The 21,057-nt window shown below is 71.3% G+C and carries 19 protein-coding genes; 6 read left to right on the forward strand and 13 right to left on the reverse strand.

What is annotated here, in order from left to right; translation table 11 throughout:
- Positions 1–45: 45 nt before the first annotated feature.
- Positions 46–1,041, reverse strand: coding sequence for an acyltransferase domain-containing protein (locus tag AB0946_RS00725; RefSeq protein ID WP_366758484.1), 996 nt, complete (start codon positions 1,039–1,041; stop codon positions 46–48).
- A gap of 209 nt (positions 1,042–1,250) precedes the next feature.
- Between AB0946_RS00725 and AB0946_RS00730 the strand changes: the two genes are divergently transcribed.
- Positions 1,251–2,237: a ketoacyl-ACP synthase III family protein gene (locus tag AB0946_RS00730; protein WP_366758485.1), complete on the forward strand. Its 987-nt coding sequence runs from the start codon at positions 1,251–1,253 to the stop codon at positions 2,235–2,237.
- Between the two features lie 89 nt (positions 2,238–2,326).
- On the opposite strand, the gene rfbA is transcribed toward AB0946_RS00730, so the two are convergent.
- Together rfbA and AB0946_RS00740 are read right to left on the reverse strand one after the other, a co-directional pair.
- Positions 2,327–3,244: a glucose-1-phosphate thymidylyltransferase RfbA gene (gene rfbA, locus AB0946_RS00735; protein ID WP_366758486.1), complete on the reverse strand. Its 918-nt coding sequence runs from the start codon at positions 3,242–3,244 to the stop codon at positions 2,327–2,329.
- A 14-nt stretch (positions 3,245–3,258) separates the two neighbouring features.
- Complete coding sequence (locus tag AB0946_RS00740; protein ID WP_366758487.1) at positions 3,259–3,699, reverse strand: nuclear transport factor 2 family protein; 441 nt, start codon at positions 3,697–3,699, stop codon at positions 3,259–3,261.
- A gap of 180 nt (positions 3,700–3,879) precedes the next feature.
- Between AB0946_RS00740 and AB0946_RS00745 the strand changes: the two genes are divergently transcribed.
- Complete coding sequence (locus AB0946_RS00745) at positions 3,880–4,797, forward strand: MBL fold metallo-hydrolase (protein WP_366758488.1); 918 nt, start codon at positions 3,880–3,882, stop codon at positions 4,795–4,797.
- 70 nt (positions 4,798–4,867) lie between these two features.
- Here the strand turns inward: AB0946_RS00745 and AB0946_RS00750 are convergent, their stop codons facing one another.
- The 7 genes from AB0946_RS00750 to AB0946_RS00780 form a co-directional block, all read right to left on the reverse strand.
- Positions 4,868–5,143 (reverse strand): hypothetical protein, encoded by a 276-nt coding sequence (locus tag AB0946_RS00750; RefSeq protein WP_366758489.1) that lies wholly within the window; start codon positions 5,141–5,143, stop codon positions 4,868–4,870.
- 2 nt (positions 5,144–5,145) lie between these two features.
- Positions 5,146–6,768 carry an acyl-CoA carboxylase subunit beta gene (locus tag AB0946_RS00755; RefSeq protein ID WP_366758490.1) on the reverse strand — a complete coding sequence of 541 codons (1,623 nt, stop codon included), beginning with the start codon at positions 6,766–6,768 and terminating at the stop codon, positions 5,146–5,148.
- An 86-nt stretch (positions 6,769–6,854) separates the two neighbouring features.
- Entirely contained in the window at positions 6,855–8,072 is a 1,218-nt protein-coding gene (locus AB0946_RS00760) for a ketosynthase chain-length factor (RefSeq protein WP_366758491.1), read from the reverse strand.
- Positions 8,069–9,337, reverse strand: coding sequence for a beta-ketoacyl-[acyl-carrier-protein] synthase family protein (locus AB0946_RS00765; protein ID WP_366758492.1), 1,269 nt, complete (start codon positions 9,335–9,337; stop codon positions 8,069–8,071). The genes AB0946_RS00760 and AB0946_RS00765 overlap by 4 nt, the downstream gene beginning before the upstream one ends.
- A gap of 72 nt (positions 9,338–9,409) precedes the next feature.
- Complete coding sequence (locus AB0946_RS00770) at positions 9,410–10,066, reverse strand: NAD(P)H-dependent oxidoreductase (RefSeq protein WP_366758493.1); 657 nt, start codon at positions 10,064–10,066, stop codon at positions 9,410–9,412.
- A 191-nt stretch (positions 10,067–10,257) separates the two neighbouring features.
- On the reverse strand, positions 10,258–11,301 hold the full coding sequence (locus AB0946_RS00775; RefSeq protein ID WP_361693413.1) for a methyltransferase: 1,044 nt from the start codon (positions 11,299–11,301) through the stop codon (positions 10,258–10,260).
- Positions 11,302–11,340: 39 nt separating this feature from the next.
- Entirely contained in the window at positions 11,341–11,823 is a 483-nt protein-coding gene (locus AB0946_RS00780; protein WP_366758494.1) for a nuclear transport factor 2 family protein, read from the reverse strand.
- 188 nt (positions 11,824–12,011) lie between these two features.
- Between AB0946_RS00780 and AB0946_RS00785 the strand changes: the two genes are divergently transcribed.
- The 4 genes from AB0946_RS00785 to AB0946_RS00800 are packed head-to-tail and all read left to right on the forward strand — an operon-like array spanning position 12,012 to position 15,943.
- Positions 12,012–13,025: an NADP-dependent oxidoreductase gene (locus AB0946_RS00785; RefSeq protein ID WP_366758495.1), complete on the forward strand. Its 1,014-nt coding sequence runs from the start codon at positions 12,012–12,014 to the stop codon at positions 13,023–13,025.
- Between the two features lie 2 nt (positions 13,026–13,027).
- Positions 13,028–14,143 (forward strand): winged helix DNA-binding domain-containing protein, encoded by a 1,116-nt coding sequence (locus AB0946_RS00790; RefSeq protein WP_366758496.1) that lies wholly within the window; start codon positions 13,028–13,030, stop codon positions 14,141–14,143.
- A 37-nt stretch (positions 14,144–14,180) separates the two neighbouring features.
- A complete protein-coding gene (locus AB0946_RS00795) occupies positions 14,181–15,293 on the forward strand; it encodes an acyl-CoA dehydrogenase family protein (RefSeq protein WP_366758497.1) in 1,113 nt (370 codons plus the stop codon).
- Between the two features lie 44 nt (positions 15,294–15,337).
- The gene (locus tag AB0946_RS00800; protein WP_366758498.1) at positions 15,338–15,943 is read left to right on the forward strand and encodes a response regulator transcription factor; all 606 of its coding nucleotides are present in this window, start codon (positions 15,338–15,340) and stop codon (positions 15,941–15,943) included.
- On the opposite strand, the gene AB0946_RS00805 is transcribed toward AB0946_RS00800, so the two are convergent.
- The 3 genes from AB0946_RS00805 to AB0946_RS00815 all read right to left on the reverse strand — a co-directional run bounded on the left by AB0946_RS00805 (position 15,929) and on the right by AB0946_RS00815 (position 21,055).
- A complete protein-coding gene (locus AB0946_RS00805; protein ID WP_366758499.1) occupies positions 15,929–17,185 on the reverse strand; it encodes a histidine kinase in 1,257 nt (418 codons plus the stop codon). The two genes, AB0946_RS00800 and AB0946_RS00805, sit on opposite strands and share 15 nt — an antisense overlap.
- 90 nt (positions 17,186–17,275) lie before the next feature.
- The gene (locus AB0946_RS00810) at positions 17,276–18,733 is read right to left on the reverse strand and encodes a SagB family peptide dehydrogenase (protein WP_366758500.1); all 1,458 of its coding nucleotides are present in this window, start codon (positions 18,731–18,733) and stop codon (positions 17,276–17,278) included.
- A 57-nt stretch (positions 18,734–18,790) separates the two neighbouring features.
- Positions 18,791–21,055, reverse strand: a complete 2,265-nt coding sequence (locus tag AB0946_RS00815) for a TOMM precursor leader peptide-binding protein (protein ID WP_366758501.1) — start codon at positions 21,053–21,055, stop codon at positions 18,791–18,793.
- Between the last annotated feature and the right edge of the window lie 2 nt (positions 21,056–21,057).

The raw sequence follows: 21,057 nt of genomic DNA on the forward strand, positions 1-21,057 counted from the left end.
ATCACCTCGGTCATGTCGGTCCTGTGGGCTGTGTCGGTGGCCGGGTCAGTCATGCCGGTCTCCGGCGGCGACCAGGGTGAGCCGGCGCCGTACCTCGTCGACGGCCTCGCGGTCGTCGCGGTCTCCCGGCACCAGTGGCTGGACGAGGCTGCGCTTGGCGATCACCCGGGGCTGGCGGCGGGCCAGCCGGCTGAGGCCGTCGCCCGGACCGGCCTCCAGCAGCAGGCAGTCGTGCGCGGCGAGCAGGGCGGTGAGCGCCGGTGCGAAGTACACGGTGCGGGCCGCCTGCCAGGCCCAGAAGTCGGGGTCCAGCGCTTCCTTCTCGGCGAGCGGCCCTCGCGTGTAGGCGGAGTAGAAGGGGAAGTCCGGCCGTCGCCACGGCACCGCGCGGAACCCGGGCAGGGTCGCGCGTACGGCGTGGTCGACCGCGGGGCTGTGGAAGGCCTGCCGGGCCAGCACCTGGCGGCAGATGACACCTCGTCCGTCCAGCTCCCGGGCCGCCCGGTCCAGGGGTTCGCGCTCCCCGGCGAGCAGGAGCTGGCGGGTGGCGTTCACCGCGGCCAGGTGCACCTCGTCGCCGAGCAGGTCGGCGACGTCGTCGGTGGTGGCCGCGACGGCCAGCATCCCGCCGGGCGGGGTGTCGGCGAAGTGCACGACCCGCTCACGCATCAGGCGTATGCCGTCGTCGAAACCGAGAATCCCGGCCAGGGTCGCCGCGGCGAACTCCCCGACGCTGTGCCCGAGCAGCGCCGCCGGGCGCACGCCCCAGCCGAGCACCATCCGACCCAGGGCGTGGTTCACCGCGTAGAGCAACGGCTGGGCCACCGTCACGTCGTCGTACTCCGCCGACGGCACCTCGGCGAGCCATTCCCGCCGTAGCCGCGGACCGTCCTGTCCCAGGAGCCGGAACGCCTCGTCCATCCAGAAGGTGAACGTCGAGTCGTGCTCGTACAGACCCGCGGCCATGCGTGGGTACTGCGCACCCTGGCCGGGGAAGACGAGTGCGACCGGCAGATGCGGCTGTTGCGCTGTGAGCGACATCCGGTTGCCGTCCTTTCCGTCTAACCTCGCTGCCGCAATATGAGTCAGGGGATTCGACGTTCACCTGAGCCCCGATCGAGAACCGGGAAGAAGATCCGGCTCCGTCTGGATTTGAGCCGCCCCCGAGCGGCACCGGGCAGGCTCGACGGCTGAATGCCGTCGGGCGGAGGGGAAAAGTGGTGCCAGAAAAAGAGGTATTCGTTTCCGGGGTGGGACTTCATCTGCCGCCGGCCATGCCGGCCGAGGAAGCGGTCCGGCAGGGGCTGACCGACGAATGGACCGTGCGGCGCACCCGGATGCGGTCGGTGTGCGTCGGCACGGAGGCCGGACCGCAGATGGCGGTCAGGGCCGCGCGGGAGGCACTGCGCCACGCGGACGCCGCGCCCCATGACATCGACCTGGTCCTGCACGCCAGCAGCTACTTCCAGGGCTACGACCTGTGGGCGCCCGCCTCGTACGTGCAGCGCGAGGCCGTCGGCAACTCGTGCCTGTCGCTGGCCGTCGAGCAGCTGTCCAACGGCGGGATGGCCGCCTTGGAGCTCGCGGTGGCCTATCTGCGCGCGGACACCCGCCGCCACAGTGCCCTCGTGACGACCGGCGACCGGTTCTGCCTGCCGGGGATCGACCGGTGGACCACGGACCCGGGGACCGTGCTCGGGGACGGCGGCACCGCGATCGTGCTGTCCACGCAGGACGGTTTCGCGCTGCTCCGCAGTCTGGTGACGGTGTCCGACCCGACCCTGGAGAAGATGGGGCGGGGCGACGACCCCTTCGCCGCGACCCCGCTGGAGACCAGGACCCCGATCAGTGTGGAGGAGCCCCGCGCCCGCCTGGTGAAGGAGATGGGCATGTCGGAGCTGATCGACCGGCTGCACACCGGGCAGCGGGCGGCTTTCGAACAGGCCCTGCTGGAGGCGGATGTGAAGCAGGAGGACCTGGACTGGACGGTGCTGCCCCACCTCGGCCGCGCGAAGATGGACTTCCAGTTCTTCTCGGCGCTGGACCTCGATCCGGAGCGGACCACGTGGCCCTGGGGCTCGGGGGTCGGCCACCTCGGCGCGGGCGACATGTTCGCCGGGCTCGCCCATCTGACGCGGACCGGTGCCCTGCGCCCGGGCCAGACGGGCGCGCTGGTCAGCGCGGGCGGCGGCTTCGCCTGGACGGTGGCCGTCCTGGAGGTCCTGACCGCGGCGTGAGGGGCCCGGCACGCAAGCCCCAGAGGGGTACTCCCCTCTGGGGCTCGCGTGCCGGACGCCGCGTCCGCGGCGGCCTCGGTGCGCCGAGGTCAACCGCCTCGCTTCGTGCCGACGAGCCGACGGCGGTAGCCGACACCGACGGCTTCGTCGGCGACCTCCATCACGTACTGGCCGTACGGCGACTTGGCCATGTCCTCGCCCAGCCGGCGGCACGTCTCGGCGTCGATGAAGCCCATCTGCAGCGCGACCTCCTCCAGACAGGCGATACGCACCCCCATGCGCTCCTCCATGGCCTGCACATAGATACCGGCCTTGAGCAGCGCCTCGGGGGTGCCCGTGTCGAGCCAGGCGAAGCCCCGGCCGAGCTCGATCAGCTTGGCCTTGCCGCGTTCCAGGTACCACCGGTTGACGTCGGTGATCTCCAGTTCGCCACGCGGCGACGGGCTCAGGTTCTTGGCCACGTCCACGACGTCGTTGTCGTAGAAGTACAGGCCGGTGATCGCCCGGTCGGACTTCGGTTCGGCCGGCTTCTCCTCGAGCGAGACCAGCCGCCCCTCGGCGTCGGTCACCCCGACCCCGTACCGCTCGGGGTCCGGTACCGGATAGCCGAAGAGGACGCAGCCGTCCACGTCGCCGGCGTTGCGGCGCAGCAGCTCCCGGAATCCCGAGCCGTGGAAGATGTTGTCCCCCAGCACCAGGGCGACCGGGTCGGCGCCGATGAAGTCGGCCCCGATGGTGAGCGCCTGCGCCAGGCCGGCGGGCTTCTCCTGCGCGGCGTAGCTGAGCGAGAGGCCCAGCCGCGAGCCGTCGCCGAGCAGCCGCTGGAAGTACGGCATGTCGGTGGGCGTGGTGATGACGAGGATCTCCCGGATGTCGGCCAGCATGAGCACCGACAACGGGTAGTAGATCATCGGCTTGTCACTGACGGGGAGGAGCTGTTTCGACACGGCCAGAGTGATCGGATGCAGCCGGGTCCCCGTGCCTCCGGCGAGGACTATCCCCTTCATCGTGGTCCTCGGCCTCAGGAAGCCGGACGGTCCTGGTCGATGACGCGCTCCCGGGTCCGGATCTCACCGGTCCCGGTGCGCACCAGCTCGTCCACCACGGTGAAGGTCGGCTCGAAGTCCACCTTCCCGGTGGCGTCGGTCCGCGTGACCAGGCAGACGTAGTCCACCCGCCAGCCGTCCTCGGTCCTCTCGATCAGGTAGTGGTCGAACCAGTGCCGCGGCACGACCGACCTGTACCGCGGGAGCGCGGCCCGCATCGCCGTGACCATCGCCTCGCGGCCGGCGAGGCGCTCCCCGCGGTGCGCGTGGTCGATGACGCCGTCCTCGGTGAAGGTGTCGGCGAACTCCTCGATCTTCAGGGCGTCCATCAGGCGGCATTGTCGGGCGTAGAAACCGAGGATCTCCACGTACTCCTCGGCCGTCACCTTCTGCCGCTCGGCGGTCTGCGTAGCCACGATGTACTCCTCCTCAGGCATACGTTTCCTTCCTGAGGAAGCGTTGTCCGGACAGCTGGAAATCGACTGGATTCTCGGTGCACCACATATTCCCCGGCCGGGTCTTCCGGAGTTCTAGTGAGGCTCGTGTCTCTCGGCTGATCCTTGCCGACAAAATGACCGCGGGAATGGAGTTCGGGAATGACTCTTCAACAGGTCCGGTCGGAAATGCGAGAGGTCGCCCGGTCGGTCTACGCGTGGGTTCAGCCCGACGGCGGGTGGTGCCTGAACAACGCCGGTCTGATCCTCGACGGGCAGTGCGCGGTGCTGGTCGACACGGCCGCCACCGAACGTCGTACCCGCGTCCTGGCCGAAGCGGTGGGCACGCTGGCGCCCGCCGGGCCGGACTTCCTGGTCAACACGCACTTCCACGGCGACCACACCTTCGGCAACTCCTACTTCAAGCCGCGGGCGACGATCATCGCCCATGAGAACTGCGCCCGTGACCAGATCGCCGCGGGCCCGGGGCTGCGCGGGTTGTGGCCGGACGTGGAGTGGGGGGAGACGCCGGTTCTCGGAGCCGACGTGACCTACAGCGGCGACGAGGCCGCCGTCCACTCGGGCGGCCGGCGCATCGCCCTGCTGCACCCCGGAGCCGCCCACACCACCGGCGACACGGTGGTGTGGCTGCCCGACGACGGCGTCCTGTTCACCGGGGACGTCGTGTGGTCCGCGAGCACTCCGTTCTGCCTGATGGGCTCGGTCACCGGCTCGCTGGAGGCGATCGAACGGCTGCGCGCGCTGGGGCCGGAGACGGTGGTGCCCGGTCACGGGCCGGTCGGCGGCGCGGAGCTGCTGGACGAGACCGCGTCCTACCTGAACTGGCTGGTGGAGGTGGCGGACTCGGGGCTGCGGGCCGGCCGGTCGGCGCTGGAGACGGCCCGGGCCACCGATCTGGGCGCGTGGGCCGGGCTCCTCGACGCCGAGCGCATCGTCGGCAACCTGCACCGCTCCTACGCCGAGCTCGCCGGAGCGGTACCGGGTGCGCCGATAGACATGGCCAAGGCCTTCGGGGAGATGGTGCAGTTCCACGGGGGTCTCCCGGTGTGCCGTGCCTGAGTGACGGCCCGTCGGCACAGGGGGTGTGACGCGAGCGCGTCACACCCCCTGTCCGGTTCCGCTGCCGGCACTACAGGTCCGGCCACTCCGGCCAGCCGGCCGCCGCGGGCGACTCCGGGTCGGACCGGTGCCCCCAGCCGGTGGCGGCGGGCTGGTGCGAGCAGGGCCAGTCCGCCCAGCCGGCCACCACCGGCGCGTCCGGACGGATGTGGTGTGCCGGGCCGGCCACCGCGGCCGGATCCGCGGCGGACCGGTGCAGACATGTCAGCAGCGCGACGGTGAGGACGGCGATCTCGTGCTCGGTCGGCCGTCCGGAGCGGATCGTGAACAACGGCTCCGCGCTCATGGCTACATCGGGGGGTTGCCGTGCTTGCGAGCTGCCAGGGAGGCGCGCTTGCCCTCCAGCATCTCCAGCGCCCGGATGAGGGTCTCGCGGGTGTGCGCGGGGTCGATGATGTCGTCGACCAGCCCGTGCTCGGCCGCGTAGTAGGGGTGCATCAGCTCCTCGCGGTAGGAACGGATGCACTGCTCCCGCGTCTCCTCCGGATCGCCCGACGCCGCGATCTCCCGGCGGAAGATGACGTTCGCCGCGCCCTCGGCGCCCATCACCGCGATCTCGTTGGTGGGCCAGGCCAGGGACAGGTCGGCCCCGATGGACCGCGAGTCCATGACGATCCAGGCGCCGCCGTAGGCCTTGCGCAGGATCAGCTGGACGCGGGGGACGGTGGCGACGCAGTAGGCGTAGAGCAGCTTCGCCCCGTGCCGGATGATCCCCTGGTGCTCCTGCTCCCGGCCGGGCAGGAAGCCGGGCACGTCCACCAGGGTGACCAGCGGAATGCTGAAGGAGTCGCACATCTGGACGAAGCGCGCGCCCTTGTCGGACGCGTCGATGTCCAGGGTCCCCGCCGAGACCAGGGGCTGGTTGGCGATCACCCCGACCAGCCGGCCGCCCATCCGCGCCAACGCGCAGACGATGTTGCGGGCCCAGTTCGGCTGCACCTCGAAGTACTCGCCGTCGTCGACGATCTCGTCGATCACCCGGAGGATGTCGTACGCCTGGGTGGGGACCGACGGAACGAGGTCGAGCAGGGCGTCGGTCCTGCGGTCCACCGGGTCCGTGCAGGGGACGACCGGGGGCAGGGACCGGTTGTTGGCGGGGAGCAGCGACAGCAGGTACCGGACGTCGGCGATGCACGTGTACTCGTCGTCGTAGACGAACGACGAGACGCCGGAGACACCGGCGTGGACGTCCGCCCCGCCGAGGCCGTTCATGCTGATTTCTTCGCCGGTGACGGCCTGGACCACGTCCGGGCCGGTGATGAACATCTGGGCCATGTCCCGGACCATGAACACGAAGTCCGTCAGCGCGGGCGAGTAGGCGGCCCCGCCCGCGCACGGTCCGAGGATCACGCTGATCTGCGGGATGACTCCGGACGCCAGGGCGTTGCGGCGGAAGATCCCGCCGTAGCCGGCGAGTGCGGTGACGCCCTCCTGGATCCGGGCCCCCGCCCCGTCGCAGAGGCTGACCAGCGGGGCGCCGGCGGCGACGGCCATGTCCATCAGCTTGTGGATCTTCGCGGCGTGCGCCTCGCCCAGGGCGCCGCCGAACATACGGAAGTCGTGCGCGTAGGCGAAGACCTTCTGCCCGTGGACCCGCCCCCAGCCCACGACGACCCCGTCGGTGTAGGGGCGCTTGTTCGCCAGTCCGAAGGCGGTCGCCCGGTGCTTGCGGAAGGCCTCGATCTCGACGAACGTTCCCTCGTCGAAGAGCAGGTCGAGGCGTTCCCTGACGGTGAGTTTCCCCTTGGCGCGCTGGGCGGCGGTCGCGTCCGCGCCCGGCCCCTCGCGGATCACCGCCTTGAGCCGGGTGAGCTCCTCGGCACGGGTCCGCAGGTCGTCGCGTCGGACGGCCTCCTCGGGGTCGCCCTGGAGTATCGCGCTCCCGGGCGACTCGGTGACGGGTGTCAGCATGAAAAGCCCTTTCGTTGCGACATGGCGGTGGCGGACTGCGGCCGGGGCCGCGACGCCGCTGCGGCCGAGGCCGCAGCGGCCCCGGCTCAGCGGAGCTGGCGCACCACCATCGCCGAGTTGAAGCCTCCGTGCCCCCGGGCGACGATCAGCGCCGAGCGCACCGCCGTCTGCCGGGGCTCGCCGACCACCAGGTCCAGCTCGTACTCGGGCACGGCCTCCCGGACGCCGACGGCGGGCGGGATGGCGCTCCAGAACATCGACAGCAGCGCCGTGGCGACGTCGAGGGAGGCACCACCGGCGAACAAGCGTCCGGTCATGGTCTTGGGTACGGCGACCGGGACGCCCCGGGGTCCGAAGACCGCCTTGATCGCCTCTGCCTCCACCTGGTCCAGCTCGGGCTCCCCCACCGCGTCGGCGAAGACGACGTCGATGTCCGCGGCGTCCATGCCGGCGTCGCCCAGCGCCATCTCGACGGCTCGCTGCAGGCCGGGCGGGCGGCCCGGTGTGCGCGGGTCGAAGGTGGAGGCGTACCCGGCGATCTCGCCGTAGATGGTGGTGCCGGGCCGCTTCTTCGCGCTCTCCGGTGTCTCCAGCACCATGATCGCGCCGCCCTCGCCGGGTACATAGCCGGCCGCGCGCTCGTCGAAGGGCAGGTAGGCCCGCTGCGGGTCGGAGCTGCGGCTGATCCGGCCGGTGGCCTGGTGGGCGACCCAGGCCCACGGGCACAGCGTGCTGTCGATCCCGCCGGTGAGCATGAGGCCCGCGCCGTCCCGCAGCTGCCGCCGGGCGTGCCCGATCGCGTCGATCCCGCCGGCCTGCTCGCTGATCACCACGGCGCCGGGTCCGTGCATCTTGTGCCGGATGGATATCTGACCCGTGTTGACCGCGTAGAACCACGCGAACGACTGGTAGGCGCTGACGTAGTCCGGGCCCTGGTGATGCAGCTTGGCCAGCTCGCGCTGGCCGAACTCGTACCCGCCGCCGGAGGCCGCCGTGACCACGCCCATCTCGTCGGTGGGTACGTCGCCGCCCCGCACCCCGGCCTGGCGCAGCGCCCAGTCGGTGGCCACCAGCGACAACCGGGTGATGTGGTCGGACTGCGGCAGGATCCGGTCCTGCAGGTGCCGGTCGGGCGCGAAGTCGGGTATCTCGCCGCCGAGTTTGTGCCGGTACTTCGAGATGTCGAACTTGGTCACCCGGCGGATGCCGGACTGGCCGGCCATCAGCGCGCGCCAGTACGCGGTCGGGCCCAGCCCGTTGGGCGCCGCGATGCCGATTCCGGTCACCACTGCTCGCCTGGTCATCGCTTCGCTCCTCGTACGTTTCGCAGGATCATCGCGCTCTGGAACCCGCCGAAGCCGCTGCCGACGGTCAGCACGGTGTTGAGCCGCTTCTCACGTGCCACGTTGGGCACGTAGTCCAGGTCGCACTGCGGGTCGGGTTCGTTGAGGTTGGCCGTCGGCGGGATCAGTCCCTCGCGCATGGCGAGCAGGCAGCCGGCGATCTCCAGCGAGCCGATCGCGCCCAGCGAGTGACCGATCATCGATTTGAAGCCGCTGATCGGCGTGGTGTAGGCGTCCTCGCCGAGGCTTCGCTTGAAGGCGCCGGTCTCGTGCAGGTCGTTCTGCTTGGTGCCCGAGCCGTGCGCGTTGATGTAGTCGATGTACGGGGGCAGGATCCGTGCCTGGTCCATCGCCACCTCGATGGCGGAGGCCATGTCCTTGCCCTCGGCCTCCAGACCGGTCATGTGGTACGCGTTGCAACGCGAGGCGTACCCGGCGACCTCGCCGTAGATGTGCGCGCCGCGGGCCCGTGCGTGTTCGAGCTCCTCGATGACGAGGATCGCGCAGCCCTCGGCGAGCACCAGGCCGTCCCGGGTCTTGTCGAAGGGGCGGCAGGCGTGCTCCGGGTCGTCGTTGCGGGTGGAACTCGCGCGCAGCACGTCGAAGCAGACCACCGTGATCGGCGACAGCGGGGCCTCCGTGCCCCCGCTGATGACGACATCGGCGCTGCCTTCCTCGATCAGCCGGGCCGCGTAGCCCACCGAGTCGATGCCGGAGGTGCAGCCGGTCGAGACCAGGGTGACCGGTCCTTCCGCGCCCGTGTCCGTGGCGAGTTCGGCCGCCATCGAGCTGGGGTTCACGTAGTCGTACAGATGGGGGATGGTGTACGCCTGGTCGACCTCCCAGAGCCGGCCGCCGTCGCTGCCGATGGTGAACTCCCGCTCCAGACTGGTGGTGCAGCCGACCGCGGAGCCGAGGGCAACGCCGATCCGGGTCGGGTCCAGCACGTCGAACTGCAGACCCGCGTCCGTGACCGCTTCCCGGCCCGCGACCACCGCGAACTGCGCGGCGCGGTCCAGGCGGCGCACGTCCTGCGCGGTCAGACCCGACTTCGCCGGATTGAAGTCGACCTCCCCCGCGATGCGGGAGCGGTAGGGCGAGGGGTCGAAGTGGGAGATCGCCCGGGTCGCCGTCCTGCCCTCGGCAAGTAGGCTCCAGTATTCCTTGACACCTATGGCACCCGGCGAAATGACGCCGAGCCCAGTGATCACAGCGCGACGGGACACCGATGGCCTCCTGGATCAGTGTGGGTTGATTTGTCTGAGAATGCGCAGCCTGGCTCGTGACTGACTCGACAATCACCGCACCGGCGCGGCGGAGACCTCACGGGCTCGCTTCTCGGCCGCCTGGTGCGCCATGGCGAGGGACTTCTCGGCGAGCGGCACGAGATCGGCCATCGCGGGCACCCGCGGGGCCAGCGAGAGCTGGGCGGCGATGACCTCGACCCGCAGGCCGAGACCGGTGCCGAACACGGTCTCCAGGTACGGGCCGCAGTGGTTGGCCTTCTCCATGGGGGTGCCCGGTGTGTACCCGCCGCCGTAGCTGGCGACGACGGTCGCGGGGCGGCCGGCCAGCGGGCCGGGGGTGCCGTCGAAGGTGATCGTGCGGTCGTTGACGAGGACCTGGTCGAGCCACGCCTTGAGCGTGGAGGGGACGGACCAGTTGTACATCGGGGTGCTCACCAGCAGCGTGTCGGCGGCCAGCAGTTCCTCGACGAGTTCGTCGCGCAGCAGCATGGCGGCGCGCTGGCGTTCGTCGTGCGCGGCCGGCGGGGTGAAGCCGGCGGTGACCCCGGCCTCGGTGAGCGGCGGCACGGGTACGGCGCCCAGGTCCCGGTAGGTGACGGCGCCGTCCGGGTTCTCCTCCTGCCACGCCCGGCGGAAGGTCTTGGCCAGTTCCCTGGAGACCGAACCGTGGGACATGGCGGAGGAGTCGATGTGCAGCAAGTGCGGCATGGCTGTCTCCCGAAAGGTCTGCGGACCGTGGCATGGGCCCGTTCACGCCACGGTCGGTCAGCTCGCTCGTGTCGCGGCGGACCCCGCCTCAAGCGGCGCCCGCGCCCCGGCACGCGTCAGGGGCGGGATGCCCACGGCATTCCCACCCCTGTGCTCCGGTGTTCTCCGGTGTTCTCGGACGCTGCGCGCTCCTACGGGACGAGCGCGGTCAGCAGCACCGACTGGTCGCCCTCGATGCTCCGCACGCCCTGGTAGACCAGGCCCGCCTGCTCGAACAGCGCGGCGAACTGGTCGACGCTGCGCCGTTTCCCGCCGCCCATGAGCACCATCAGCAGGTCCACGGCGGTGCAGATCTCCTCGAACGGGCTGTCGCCGCCCAGCAGCATGTCGACGACCACCACACGGGCGCCGGAGGCGGCGGCCCGCGCGGTGTTCCGCAGGATCTTGACGACGGTGTCGTCGTCCCACATGTACATCATGTGCTTGTACAGATAGGTGTCCGCGCCACCGGGCACGGACTCGCGGCAGTCCCCGGCGAGCAGTTCCACGCGTTCGGCCAGGGCGCCGCCCGCCCGCAGCTGTCCGTCGACGCTGGGCAGCACCTGCTCCAGCTCGAGCAGCACACCGCGGATGCCGGGGTGGGCCTCCAGCAGCCCCAGCAGCAGCTGCCCCTGGCCGCCGCCCACGTCCATGACCGTCTCGCCGGGGCTCGGGGCCAGCGCGGCCACCAGGGCGGGGGCGTTGTTGAGCAGGATGGTGTTGGCGGTCATCGCCCGGTTGAAGATCGCGCCGGCCTCGGGGTCGTCGTTGACGAAGTAGCTCTGCGCCTGGGTGCCGAAGACCTTGGGGAAGGCCGCCTCGCCGGTGCGCACGGCCTCCGCGGTGTGGTGCAGCACGGAGACCGGGACGTGCAGCCATCCGAAGCGGATGACGTCGGGGGCACCCCAGGGCGAGTCCTGACGGATCATCCGCGACAGCTCGGTGTGGCGGAACCGGCCGTCCTCGACGGCCTCGAAGAACCCCTGGCAGGACAGTGCGCGCAGCAGCCGCCCGAGCGCGTCCGGGTCCGCACCGACGGTCTTCGCCAGCTCCTCGGCGCCGAGCGGCTCGTCGTCCAGCGCGTCGGCCACCTTCAGGTCGATGGCCGCCTGGACGAACTGCAGGGCCGCGAAGCCCATGCCGATCTGGTAGAGCTTCACCCGGGCTTCCAGGGAAGGAAGTGCGGCAGTGGTCATGGCTTTCTCTGCTCCAATCGTGCCGGTCGTGAGCTCGGGTCAGCCGTGCTGTGCCATGAGCCGGGCGTAGTAGCGGCCGGGGTCGGGCACGTCGTGGCGGATGATCCGGGACCTGGCGCGCAGTCCCTCCTCGGTGCGCACCAGTTCGTCGGTGACGACACAGCTCGGTTCGAAGGTCACGGCACCGTCCTCGTCGGTGACGCTGACCAGACAGGCGGCGGTGACCCGTATCGAGCCGTCCGGCTGCGGCTCGGCGCGGCGGTTCTCGAACCAGTGCCGGATGGTGCTGGCCCCGTAGCGGGGGATGTTGCCGCGCATGCCCTCCAGCAGCGCCCCGCGGCTCTGCAGCTGCCACCCGCCCTGGTAGCCGAAGACGCAGTCCTCCGTGAAGGTCTGCGCGAAGGCATCGAAATCGCGCTCCTCCAGCAGCGGCATCTGGTGGGCGTAGAAGGCGGCGATCTCGGACGACAGGTCCGCGTTCCGCTCAGTATGCTGCTCCGAGTGCTGCAGCGTCTGCGACACGGTGCACCCCTTTCGACGGTCCGGTGGTTCGCGGGAACGGCACCGTGCACCCTCGCGATCCAGAGTGGCTGGAGTGTGGGTGAAACGCCGGCGGCGAGAGCTCCAGCCGGGCGCGACCTCCCTTCGAGAGCGATCTCCCACCCTCGGCACAGCACAGGCACCGATCCCTCGCACAAGGAGCTGACGACATGCCCGACGGGACGCCGACGAAGAGCCATGAGGTACGGCTCGTCTCCTATCCGGACGGCGAGCTCTCCCTCGACCACTTCGAGGTCGCCGTGACCGAGCTGGCCGAGCCGGAGCCGGGTCAGGTGGTGGTCCGCAACGAGTGGATGTCGCTCGGCACGGTCTACCGCGACCAGATGCAGTCCGCGCTGGACATCCCGATCCCCGTCTTCCAGCTCGGCCAGGCCATGTGGGGCCGCACGGTCGGCACCGTGGTGAAGTCCGCGACCCCCGATCTCGCCGTGGGCGACCTGGTCGAGCATTTCAGCGGCTGGCGCGACTACGCCCTGGGGTACGCGGGGCAGTTCTTCAAGCGGGACCCCGGTCAGCTGCCCGGGAGCGAGTACTTCCTCTCCAACGGGCCCACGGCCTGGCGCGGGCTGGCGGAGATCGCCCAGGTGCGCGAGGGTGACGTGGTGTTCGTCTCCGGCGCCACCTCCGGCGTCGGCTGCCTCGCCGCCCACATAGCCAAGGCGCTCGGCGCGGCGAAGGTCATCGGCAGCACCGGATCCCGGAAGAAGATCGACTTCCTGCTCCAGGAGGCCGGCTACGACGCCGCGTTCGACTACCACGACGGCCCGGTCGTCGACCGGCTGCGCGAGCTGGCTCCCGACGGGATCACGGTCTTCTTCGACAACGTCGGCGGCGAGCAGTTCGAGGCGGCGGTCCAGGCGGCCGCCCCCGGCGCCAGGTTCGCGCTCTGCGGCTCGCTGGCCGCGCAGCACGGCGAGGACGCCCGCCCCCGTCTCGACCTGCAGAGCCTCATCCCGCGCGAGCTGTCCTTCCAGGGCTTCGCCACCCTGCACACGCCGCAGCAGATCGAGGACTGGAACGCACAGTTCGGCACGTGGCTCGCCGAGGGCCGGATCACCTTCCCGCACACGGTGGTGGAGGGCGGAGTCGCCGCGCTGCCGCAGGCCATGATCGACCTGCTGAACGGCCGGCTCTCCGGCACCGCGCTGGTGAGGTTGACCTGAGCATGAGTACCGCCGGAGGCCCGGTCCTGAGCACACGGGCGCTCAACCGCGCACTGATCCACCGCCAGTTGCTCGCCCAGCGGTCCGCGCTGTCGCCCGCTCAGGCCATCGCCCACCTGGTCGGCCTGCAGGCCCAGGCCCCCAACCCGCCCTACATCGGCCTGTGGACACGGCTCACGGACTTCGCGGTCGAGGACCTGGCCGTCCTGGTCCGCGAGCGGAAAGTGGTGCGCATCGCCCTGATGCGCTCCACCATCCACCTCGTCACCGACGACGACTGCCTCGCCCTGCGTCCGCTCCTGGCCGAGATGCTGGCCCGCACGGTCAAGGGGCAGTTCGGCCGGCAGGTCGCGGGCCTGGCCACCGAGGAGATCGCCAAGCTGGGCACCGAGCTGGCCGAGGAGCGCACGCTCACCTTCGCCGAGCTGGGCGCGCTCATGGCGGAGCGCTGGACGGGCTACGACGCCAACGCGCTGGCCCAGACCGTGCGCAACCTGGTACCGCTGGTCCAGGTCCCGCCGCGCGGGCTCTGGGGCCACAGCGGGCAGGCCGCCCACACCACCGCCGAGCGCTGGCTGGGCCGCCGGCTCGACCCGAACGCCTCCATCGACACCTACGTACGGCGCTACCTGGCCGCGTTCGGTCCGGCGAGCGTCAAGGACATGCAGAAGTGGTCCGGTCTGACCCGGCTGCGGGAGGCGTTCACCCGGCTCGGGCCGGCACTGCGCACCTACCGGGACGAGACCGGGACCGTGCTGTACGACCTCGCCGGGACGCAGCTCCCGGACGCGGCCGAGGAACTGCCCGCCCGGTACCTGCCCGAGTTCGACAACATCCTGCTCTCACACGCCGACCGGGAACGGATCATGGCGCCCGAGTACCGCACCCGGGTCTTCACCAACAACGGCATCATCCGCTCCACCTTCCTGATCGACGGCTTCGTTCGGGGTCTTTGGCGGATCGACCGCGTCAAGGAGGCCGCCACCCTGGTCGTCCAGCCCTTCGCTCCCCTGGCGCGCCGGGACGTCGTCGAACTGACCGAGGAGGGGGAGCGGCTGCTGAGCTTCGCCGCGTCCCCCGCCGAGCGCCACGACATCCGGTTCGAGCCGGTCGGCTGACACCCCCGCGCGCCCACCACCTGAGGAGGTCATTGCCATGACTGTCGCCGCCCTCTCCGCCCGCGAACTGTCGGCGGCGGCCGACGAGCTCGCCGACCTCGCGGCCGAGCGCGCCGCGGCCGCCGACACCGCCGGGCGTCTGTCCCCGGACGTCGTCACCGCCCTGCGCGCGAGCGGATTCGCCCGGCACTTCGTCTCCGCGCGCTGGGGCGGCACCGAGGGGACGGTCGCCGACCTCGTGCAGGGCGTCCTGCGGGTGTCGGCGTCCTGCGCCGCCACCGGCTGGTGCGTCGCGCTGCTGGCCGCGTCCTCCCGCTACGCCGCGCATCTGCCCGAGCAGGGGCACGAGAAGCTGTGGGGCTCCGGTGCCGACGCCCTCATCGCCACCGGCCTGGTGCCGATGGGCACGGCCGCGCGGGCCGAGAACGGCTACCGGCTCTCCGGCCGCTGGCAGTACATCAGCGGTGTGGACTTCGCGGACTGGGTGCTGCTGTGCGCACAGGTGCCCGGGGAGGACGCCCAGCCGCGCTTCTTCGCTCTGCCCAGGGGGACCTTCGGCGTGGTGGAGACCTGGGACTGCGTCGGTATGCGGGCCACCGGCAGCCACACCGTGGTGGTCGACGACGTCTTCGTGCCGGCGCATCTGTCCTTCGCCCGCGGCGAGATGGAGAGCGGCGCCAACAGCTGGTCCCGGCTGCCCGGTCACAACATCCCCTTCCAGGCGATCGGGGCCACGACCTTCGCCGCCCCCGCCGTGGGCGCCGCGCAGGGCGCGCTGGCGGCGGCCGTCCGCGTACTGAAGGGCAAGCGGATGACCGACGCGGTCCAGATCGACCTGGTCCGGGCCGCGGCGCGGATCGACTCGGCGCGCCACCTGGTCGAGCAGAACGCCGACGTGATCGACAGCCGCGCTTTCACGCCAAACTTTTTGGCACGCAATCAGCGGAATGCCTCATTCGCCGGTGAACAGGCGGCCGAGGCCGTGACGGCGCTGGTGCGGGTGGCCGGCACCGCCGGCCTGAGCGACTCGGGTGACCTGCAACGCTTCTGGCGCGACGTCACCACGGCCGCGAGTCACGTGGCACTGCGCTACGACATCACGCGGGCCGCGGCGAACTACAGTGCGGCACTTGTCGAACAAGCCATCTGACGAAAGCCGCGTACACGGCCGGATCCCGATGCTTGAATGACCGCGTGATCAGAGTCTTGCTGGCTGAGGATCTCCATATGCTGCGCAGGGCACTTGTCTCCCTGCTGAGCCTTGAAGAGGACATTGAGGTTGTCGCGGAGCTGTCGAACGGCTCGGACGTCGTGGCGCGCGCGCAGGCGTGCCGCCCCGACGTGGCGGTGCTGGACATCGATCTGCCGGGCACGGACGGGATCACCGTGGCGTCCACGCTGTACACCACGCTCCCCGAGTGCCGGACGCTGATCCTCACCGGCCTGGGGCAGCCCGGCCACCTGCGCCGGGCGGTGGCGGCCCACGCCCACGGCTTCCTGCCCAAGGACGCCGAGCCGGAGCGCCTGACCGCCGCGATCCGGACCATCGCCAGGGGCGAGCGCGCGTTCGACGCGACGCTCGCCCTCGCCGCGCTGGAGACCGAGCCCGGCACGCTCACCTTCCGCGAGGTCGAGGTCCTGCGGCTGGCGGCCCAGGGCGAGGAGGCCGCCCAGATAGCCAGGAAGCTCCACCTGGCCACCGGCACGGTACGCAACTACCTGACCACCGCGGTCACCAAACTGGGTGCCCGCAACCGCGTGGACGCCATCAGGATCGCCCGCGAATCAGGCTGGCTGTGACCCGCCTCGGGGAGCACCCCGGCCAGGACATCGGGACCGTACGGTCGCCGGTGTCGCCCCGACGCCGCCCAGCGGGATCTCCAGGCGGAGTTCGAACCAGCCGTTGTCGGCAAGGCCGACCGTGAGGTGACCGCCGAGGCGTTTGACGCGGAAGGTCAGGTTGTCGATGCCGCTGCCGCCCCCGCGCGACGAGCGCTGAGCCGGCACGGTGCGGACCACGCCGTCGTTGGCCAGCCGGAACCAGACCGCGTCGTTCCGGCACCCGGTCTCGATCTCGCACCGCCTGACCTCGCTGTGGCGCAGAATGTTGGTCAGCCCCTCACGGAACACGGTGGCCAGTACGGTGTCCACCTCGGTCGGCAGCGTCTCGTACGCCACGTTGACCTCCGCCTGCACGCCGAGCACCGTGAGCATGGCCTGGGCGTCGCACACCTCGGTGCGCAGGGACATCTTCCGGTAGCCGTGGGCGACGGCGCGGACGTCGGCGAGCGCCTGCCGGGAGATGTCGAGGACCTCGGAGATCTCCTGCCGGGCCTGGTCGGCGGCCGTGGGTGTCAACCGGTAGGCGAGTTCACACTTGAGGGTGATCGTCGACAGGCTGTAGCCGAGCAGGTCGTGCAGATCCCGGGCGAACCGCAACCGCTCCTGGGTGACCGCGAACTGGGCCAGCTCGGCACGGGACCGGTGCACCTCGGAGACCAGGTCGGTGAGCCGGGACAGCGCGAAGACGACGAGACCGGTCAGGATGGTGGACACAGTGGTGTAGGAGACGTCCCGCCAGCCGAGCCCGATGCAGAACTGCAACACGTCCGTGCTCAGGATGACGACACCGAACGCCACCCAGCCCCGTCGCGGATCGCGCAGCACCAGCAGCGCCGATCCCGCCAGCAGTCCGGGTAACGGCAGCCAGGCCTGCCCGAACTGTACGAAGGGCACATAGCTCAGCAGCACCTGAAGGAGCAGCAGGACCCACGCGTGGCTGCCCAGCCGCGCCCCCAGCCGAGGGGCCAGCCTGGGCAGCAGCCGCGGGAAGGAGATGCAGAACTGCAGCGTCAGCACCACCGCGAGCAGCCCCAGCGCCTCGGCCAGCAGGCCCGGTGGATGGTTGGCGGCCAGCAGATAGGTGACCGCCACGAAGCCGAAGGCCAGAAGGATGACCGTGGTGATCGCCGCGGCGATCCTGGGTGCGAGTTGCTCGGCCGTTTCCTCTGTCTCGCCGGCCGACAGGACATTGGGTTCCATGAATTCCATGCCGTCTCGACCGCTCCCCCGACGCGAGTCCCAGCTGGTGAAGGCGCACGATACCAGCCTTGCGACAGCCCCTCAATTACCTCAACTTCCGCGTTTTGTGCACGAGATCACCATGTCTCCGACACTCACCTCCACCTTCCAGTCCAGGCCGACGGCCCGCTGGAAGGCGTCCGCGTCGGCGACGGGCAGGATATGGCTCCGCAGTCCCAAGGCCCGCGCCACCAGCGTCAATGTCTGCTGGAGCGCTCCCACATCCTTGAGGATGTTGCTGTAGGCCGTACCGCTGAACTTGTACGCGGCGCGCGGGAAGCGGGCGGAGATGGCGACCAGCACGGATTCCGCCCCGGCCGGCTCCGGCCCCTCCCACCGCGCCGCGCCCGCCAGGCCGGCCGCGGCGCCGGGGTCGCCGGTCATCCGCTCCAGGCAGTGGTCGAGCGGGTCGTAGTGGTACGCGCCCGTGGGCAGGCAGGATGCCTCCTCGTCGGCCAGGACGTACACCTCCAGCGCGTAACTGTCGTCGACACTGGGGTACGGGCGCTCGCTCGTCGGGTAGTCGGCCGGATCGAAGCCGGCCGGCGGCAGCAGGGCGCGGATCCGGGCCGCCCGGTACAGCAGCGCGCCGAGCCGGTCGAGTGTCAGCTCGCCGTCCCCGACGACCGGCCCGGTGCCGGGCTCCAGCACCGCGGTGAGGGTCGGGTCGGTGGCCGCCAGCCGGTCGAGGTCGGGCCGGGCGAGCGCGACCCGGTGCGCGGGGCGGGCCGGGTACGCCGGGGCCGGCGGCTTGACCACCGGCGGCGGGGGCATCCGGCCGACCTGGGCGAAGGCGGCTCCGCGCGGCCGGCCGGGGCGCTCGCGCCGGCTGCCGGAGTGCACCAGCAGCTCGTCCGGGGACCAGCCCGTCAGCGCCGGATCGCGGTCCTCCGCGAAGGAGGGCTCGGCCGGCTCGTCCGCGACCACCAGGACCCCGGCGGCGACCAGATACGCCCGGACCGCCTCCACCACAGGGGCGTGGGGCACGTCGGAGTCGTCCGCCGTGCCGTCGATACGGCCCAGCATCCCCATGACGCCGGGGTGGTGCAGGTCCACCTTGTGGTCGACGAGCGAGGACTCTATGTACAGGCCGCCTGGGCCGTAACGGATCACGGCGAAACGCGAGAGTCTGCATATCCGGCCCAGCAGCGGCTTCAGCCTGGTGAGCCGGGCCCGCGCCGAGATCGGGACCACCGAGAGCAGCGGCACCGCGCCGATGGCCAGGGTGCGCACGATCAGATGCTGGAGCGGCCGGAGTTCGTCCAGCAGCTCCTCGGCACGGCCGGGCGCGCCGCACGGCGGGACCAGGAGGTTGCGGATGGCCACCGGCCCGAGCAGCATCCGGCGCAGGGCCTCGCGCAGACGGGCGCTGGGCTCCTCGATCCGGAGATCCTCCCAGGGCGTCTCCAGCAGGATGGCGTCCTGGGGATCGGTGCCCAGATCGACAACGATGTCCTGTCGCAGGGACCAGAGATTGACCAATTGGGGGGCGAGACTGTCAAGGTGCACGGTTGATCCAAGGTGGGGGGATGATCAGAGGGGCGATCGCAGGGGGCACGGGAACGGTCACAGGAACAGCGGGACCGGGTTGAGGTGCTCGTAGGGGGTCGGTTCGGTCAGGTCGCCCATGCGCACCGGAACGTCGTAGAGACGGCCGGGGGCGAACCGGGCCCAGTGGGGGCGGAGCCCGGGGACGATGACGCGGACCACCGGCAGCCCGACGTCGGGACGGGTCTGGTCGAGCACGAGCAGGTCCAGTCCGGCCCGGCGGACGATCTGCTCCGCCAGGGCGACGTCCTCCCGCAGATCGGCACGGGCCCGGTACGGATGGGTGTCCGGGGCCGTCGCGGGACGGTCCGGATCGGGCAGCAGGTAGGGGAGTTCGGCGGCCCGGGCGGTGCGCATCCAGCGCAGCACCTCGGCATCGTCGGTCCCGTAACCGCCGCCGTCGCCACCCGCCTCCACGACGTACGGGAGCATCTGGTTCAGTTCCGTGAGGGCGCGGTGCAGCGCGATCCGGGGATCGAAGTGGGCGCCGAAGCCGAGGGTGATGTCCTCCTCGGCCTTGTCCGTACGGCGCGACAGCGCGACGACCGTGGGGACGCCGAGGTCGGCGGTGAGGTCGAGGGCCCACACCTCACGGTGGAGGGAGGTGTGCACCGTACGCAGTTCGGCGATCCAGGGATCCTCGAAGGAGCCGAGGTCCACCCCGGGCCGGCGCAGCCGGTTGTACCACCACAGCGCCACGGCGTCCCGCTCGACCAGTTCCAGGAACCCCTGGAGCACCGCGTCCTCGAGACTGGCGCCCGCGGCCACGCCGTTGGAGGTGGCGAGGCAGTACGGACGGCCCGCGAGGTGGGAGGCGCCGAAGTAGAGGAGTGCCGTGGGCAGCAGCCGGCGCCGCCCGGTGAGCGACCACACCGCGGTCCACTCGATCTCCCGGTCCTCGTCGAAGGGTTCGGGGACCTGCTGGAACGAGCCGTGCCCGGAGTTCCAGCGCCCGCGGTCGGTGAACTGCTCGGCGGCGAAGAGCTGGACGGTGTCGGGGTGGACGGCCTGCCCGCCGAGCGAACGGCAACTGGCGCGCAGCATCGGCTCGTCGCCCTGGAGGTGGCCGCTGTGCCGCTCCAGCGCCTCGGCCAGCGCGCTCACCCGCGCCCGCAGCGCAGTGCTGCCCTTGCCCGCGCTGGTGGCACGCAGTCCGGTGCGCCGGCAGCGCGGGTCCTGGTGGGCCAGGGCCAGGTTGTGCCCGGCGTGGAACACGTTGAGGAAGGCCGGGCCGCGCGGGTCGCGGCGGATCTCCCGGATCAGACCGGTGAGCGGGTCCACGTGGTGGCCGTAGCGCCGGAGCATCTCCTCCGGACACAGCGCCCGGTGCCCGCCGCCGTCGCTGTCCGCCTTGGGCCGGGACGTCAGTACCACGGGTGCCTCGACCTGGGCGGCCACCAGACCAGGGTCACCGCAGTCGGGGCACTGCGGACGCCTCCGTACGGGGTGATGACTGCCCGTCAGCAGCAGTCCGTTCAGGGTCCACAGTGCCTCCTGGCCGGGGTGACGGTGCCCGGCCAGCCACTTGACCGCCTCCAGCACCGCCAGATGGAGCCCGGCGAGCAGGCTCGCCGGCACCGCGCAGGGGCGGCGGGGCAGCGGGCCGGAACGGCCCAGCCCCTGCTGGAGGCGGTACTCGACCGGGCGGCTGCGCCACAGCCGTTCGGCCAGGCAGGACCAGCACGGGCCGTCCGGCACGCCGAGGAACGGGCCGATCCAGGTCTCGGTGCCGTGGAGCTGGATCGGCAGCCAGCAGCGTCCGGTCTCCCGGTACTCCTGGTCGAGTTCGCGCAGCCGGGGATCGAGGTAGTCGTCGCAGGCCACCAGGACCAGCTCGGCGTCGGCCGCCGGCCCGGTGCGCAGACCGGCCGCAGCGACGGCCGCGCGCAGTGCCTCCGGGCCGACACCCCCCACCGCCAGGGTGTGCACGGTGGCCGCGGAGCGGACGGCGGCGCCGCCACCGAGACCGGCGGCGTCCCAGTACGCGCGCTCCGCGGCGTTGTCGGCCTGCCGCGCGGGCAGTTCGGCCAGCAGGTCGGCTTCGGAGAGACGGTCGAGCAGCCGCAGCGTTCGCTCGACCGGCAGCCGGCCGGCCGCCTCCTCGAGGATGGCGTCGCGCGACCTGACTCCGTCCAGGAGTCCCGCGAGGTGGCAGATCTCCTCACCGTGCAAGGTGGTGACGCGTCGCCCGGACACCAGGTAGACGGCTTCCCCGGGGACGATCTGGACCGTCAGGTGCTCCTTGAAGCCCAGGCGGAGCTGCTCCGAAGCCGACCGGATCACCG

The organism is Streptomyces sp. NPDC046870, from assembly GCF_040704595.1.
In the GTDB taxonomy this organism is placed as follows: Bacteria; Actinomycetota; Actinomycetes; order Streptomycetales; family Streptomycetaceae; genus Streptomyces; species Streptomyces argyrophylli.